The sequence below is a fragment of the Cellulomonas algicola genome, assembly GCF_003851725.1.
Classification (GTDB): Bacteria; Actinomycetota; Actinomycetes; order Actinomycetales; family Cellulomonadaceae; genus Cellulomonas; species Cellulomonas algicola.
The window spans coordinates 1-3,606 of record NZ_BHYL01000369.1 but is presented as its reverse complement, the minus strand read 5'-3'; the positions used below and the strand labels follow the sequence as shown (position 1 = coordinate 3,606).

Sequence of the window (3,606 nt, the reverse complement as noted above, 5' to 3'; positions counted from 1 at the left end):
GGCCGGCACCCCCTGGTCGGGTGCCGGCCTCCCGGTGGTCCTCACCGCGGCGGGGTCACCGCCGTGCTGGCGGGTTCGCCGTGCGGTGTCAGACCGCGGCCACCACGGGCCGCTCGACCGTCGAGGTTCCGGCGACGACGGTGCCGAGCGAACGGATGGCCCAGCCCACGAGCCCGAAGGTGACGCCGACGCCCATGACGAGGAGCGCGACACCGAAGGCGACGACCGAGGTGAACAGCGACGCCCGCAGGAACGAGCCGTTCATCACCGTGGCGCGGACCGGGTCCTCACGGTCCAGCTCGGCGTAGGTCTTGCCGCCCGACGCCTCGAGCGCGTGGTGGTTGATGATCGCGGCCTGCGAGTACGCCTCCCAGGGCGTGTCGACGATCTGGTTCGCGAACATGTCCGCGTCCTCCGAGACCGTGATGTTCTCGGCGCGCAGGTTGCTCGACACGGCGCCCCACGTGACGGCGCCCGCGACGAGGAAGACGCCGCCGAGGATCATGACGATCAGGCCGATCAGACGGGCCGGCGACTTGGTGGTGACGGTGCTGGTGCTCATGGTTCGTGACCTTTCGGTACCCCCGGAGTGCGGATCTCCCCAGATCCGGTGAGCCGATCGGGCTCACATGAAGATCGTTGCGTTCACATCTGCTTCACGTACGGGACCCAAGTCCCACGTTCTTCGCGGTGTCGCCGCAGGTCATCCGCCCTTTTTCGGGCAGGCGCACGGAGGAGGGCGCGCGGGGACCGGGGGTCGGACGCGCCCTCCTCCTCGCCGGAGCGCGTCCCCACGCACCGGCGTCGTGCCCCCTGCTGCCCCGACCGGCCGCACCTGCCGGTTTGCCCGGGGCCATGCCCGCAATCCCACTCCCCCCGCGGGGCGTTCACGCGGGACTTAGGTCACTGCGGACCTGCGCGTTCACCGGTTCGGGGGTGTCAGACGAGCTCCACCGACGGGCGCAGGCGGGCCGGGGTCCAGCGCTCGCGCCGGCGGGCGGCCACGCACGTGAGGGCGAAGGCCACGGCCGCGGTGCCGAGGAGCAGCCCGACGTCGACCCACACGTACGGCGTGAGCGGCCCGCCCGCGACCGAGCGGCGCACCGCGTCGTTGGTCCAGCTCATCGGCAGGTAGGGGTGCACGGTCTGGAAGAACGTGCCGAACGTCTGGATCGGGTACGCCCCCTCGCCCGCCGCGACCTGCAGGACCAGCAGGATCACCCCGACGAACTCGCCGACGAGCCCGAACGCGGCCTTGAGCAGCTGCATCAGCGCGACGAAGCACACGCCCGACGCGGCGAGCACCCCGAGCAGCACCCACGGCGCGTCGGGGGCGACGCCGACCAGCAGGAGCGCGCCGAACAGCAGCCCCGCCTGCAGCAGCACCACGGCCCCGCCGGCCAGCAGGGGCGCCCCGGCGACGGCCAGCGGACCCGCACCCCAGAGCTGCCCGCGCCGGTCCAGCGGGGACAGGACGAGGAAGACGAACACCGCGCCGACGAACAGGCCGAGGCCCGCGAAGTAGCTCGTGAAGCCGTCGCCGAAGTGCGCGATCGGGTTGTCACGCACCTGCTCGACCGTCACCGGCCGCGACAGGACCTCCCCGAACGTCTCGCGGTCGACGTCGGTGATCGGCACGTCGAGCTGCTCCGCGGCCTGCGCGAGCCCGTCGGCGAGCTGCTGCGCGCCGGGTGCGAGCTGGTCGGCCAGCACCGTCGCGAGGTCCTCCGACCCGTCCGCGACCGCCTGCGCGCCGTCGGACAGCGCCTGGCCCTGCTGGCTGGCCCGGTCGGCGGCGGTCACGGCCTCCGTCGCGAGGTCGGACAGCGCGCTCGCGTCGTCGGCGATGTCCGACGCGTCGTCGGCGGCGTCCTCGACCGCGGGCAGCACGGTCGCCTCGAACGAGTCGCGGATCTCCGCGACGCGTGCCGCCGCGTCGACCTGCCCGGCGGCCGCGAGCTGCTGCTCCAGAGCGGTGAGCCGGGCCGACACGTCCTGCGCGGCGTCAGCCGCGCCCGACGTGCGGGCCGCGACCGACGACGCCACGTTCGCGACCGAGTCCGCGAGCGCGGGAGCGTCCTGCACGGCGTCGTCGACGTCGGCGAGCGCGTCGGCGACCTGCGCGACGCCGTCCGCGACCTGCGCGGCGCCGTCGGCGACCCGCCGGGCGGCGTCCGCGGCCTCCTGCGTGCCGTCCGCGAGCTCCTGCGCGGACCCGCCGACCTCGCCGCCCGCGTCCTTCGCCTGCCCGAGCAGCCCGTAGACGACGTCGAGGTAGTCCGCCTGCACCTGGCTCCCGGCGGTGCCCTCGACGGCCTGCGACGCGTCGTTCGCGAGCACCCCGACGAGGTAGTTCCCCGCGTCGTTCGTGCGGACCTCGATCTGCGCCTGCTGCGGGTCCGCGCTCGACAGCGACGCGACCTGCGCGGAGAACTCCGGCGGGATCGTGACGACGACGTAGTACGTCTTGTCCTCGAGACCCTGCGCGGCGGTCTCGGCGTCGGTCGCGGTCCAGTCGAGCGTGTCCGACGTGAGGACGACGCGTTCGAGGTCGTCGCCCGCGGCGAGCTCGCTGCCGTCGTCGGTCTGCACGGGCTGGTCGAGGTTCACGAGCGCCGCGGGGATGTGGCCCGAGCGCGCGTACGGGTCCCAGTAGCCCCAGACGAGCACGCCGCCGTAGATCGCCGGCACGGCCAGCACGCCGACGAGCACGACCGCCGCGAACCGGTCGCGCACGAACCGCGCGAGCGTGAGCAGTGCGGCCCTCATGCGGCCCGTCCCTCGGACGACCCGCGCTCGCGCGGCGCCGCGCTCATGCCGCCCGCCCCACGATCCGCGTGAGCGGGCCGGCGTCAGGCGGGCGGAAGTCGCCCGCGGTCACCACGAGCACCGTCGAACCCTCGCGCGCGAGCCGCTCGGTGAACGCGGTCATCGCGTCACGGTCCTGCGCCGACCCGGACGGGAACGGGGCGACGACGACCGGCGGGTCCCCCGCGACGGCCGCGACGAGGCCCAGGAGCGCCTTCTGCGACGCCGGCAGGTCGTCCGCGGGCTGACCGGCCGTCCCCGCGAGGCCGGCGTCCGTGAGCAGCGACTCGAGCGTCTCGTCGTCGAGCCGCGTCCCGGCCCGCCGGTGCGCCTGCCGGACGACCTCGCCGACCCGCGCACGGTCCTCGAGCAGCCGCAGCCGCGGCACCCAGCCGATCCCGACGACGCGGCGTACGGCCCGGCCGGACCGTCGCGTCGCGTCACGCGGGTCGACGACGTGCACGTGCCCCTCGTCGACGGCCAGCCGGCCCGCGAGCGCGAGGGCCGTCGCGTCGCGCGCGAACGGGTCGAGCGTGACGAGCCACGTGACCGTGCGTGCGGCGAGGCTCAGCTCGAGGCCACGCACCAGCCACCGCGAGCGGTCGCGCACGCCCACCTCCGCGGCCTCCAGGACGGGCGTCGACGCGTCGGGGACCAGGACCGCGCCGACCGCCGCGCCGATCGCCGCGGGCGGGGTCGGGGCGGGCGGGACCGAGCGCGGGAGTGCCACGGTCGGGGCCGCGGGGGGCGGGGTGCGGACGGGTGTCGCGGCCGGTCCCGCGACGACCGGGACGGGCG

Annotated in this window: 2 protein-coding genes and 1 pseudogene; all 3 read right to left on the bottom strand. The window is 75.2% G+C overall.

Annotated elements, in window-relative coordinates:
• Nucleotides 1–88: 88 nt before the first annotated feature.
• A complete protein-coding gene (locus CTKZ_RS19230; protein WP_124344427.1) occupies nucleotides 89–562 on the bottom strand; it encodes an aromatic ring-opening dioxygenase LigA in 474 nt (157 codons plus the stop codon).
• A gap of 377 nt (nucleotides 563–939) precedes the next feature.
• Nucleotides 940–2,769 carry a YhgE/Pip family protein gene (locus CTKZ_RS19225; protein WP_124344426.1) on the bottom strand — a complete coding sequence of 610 codons (1,830 nt, stop codon included), beginning with the start codon at nucleotides 2,767–2,769 and terminating at the stop codon, nucleotides 940–942.
• A 43-nt stretch (nucleotides 2,770–2,812) separates the two neighbouring features.
• Nucleotides 2,813–3,606, bottom strand: a pseudogene (locus CTKZ_RS19220) (hypothetical protein); the annotation flags it as partial.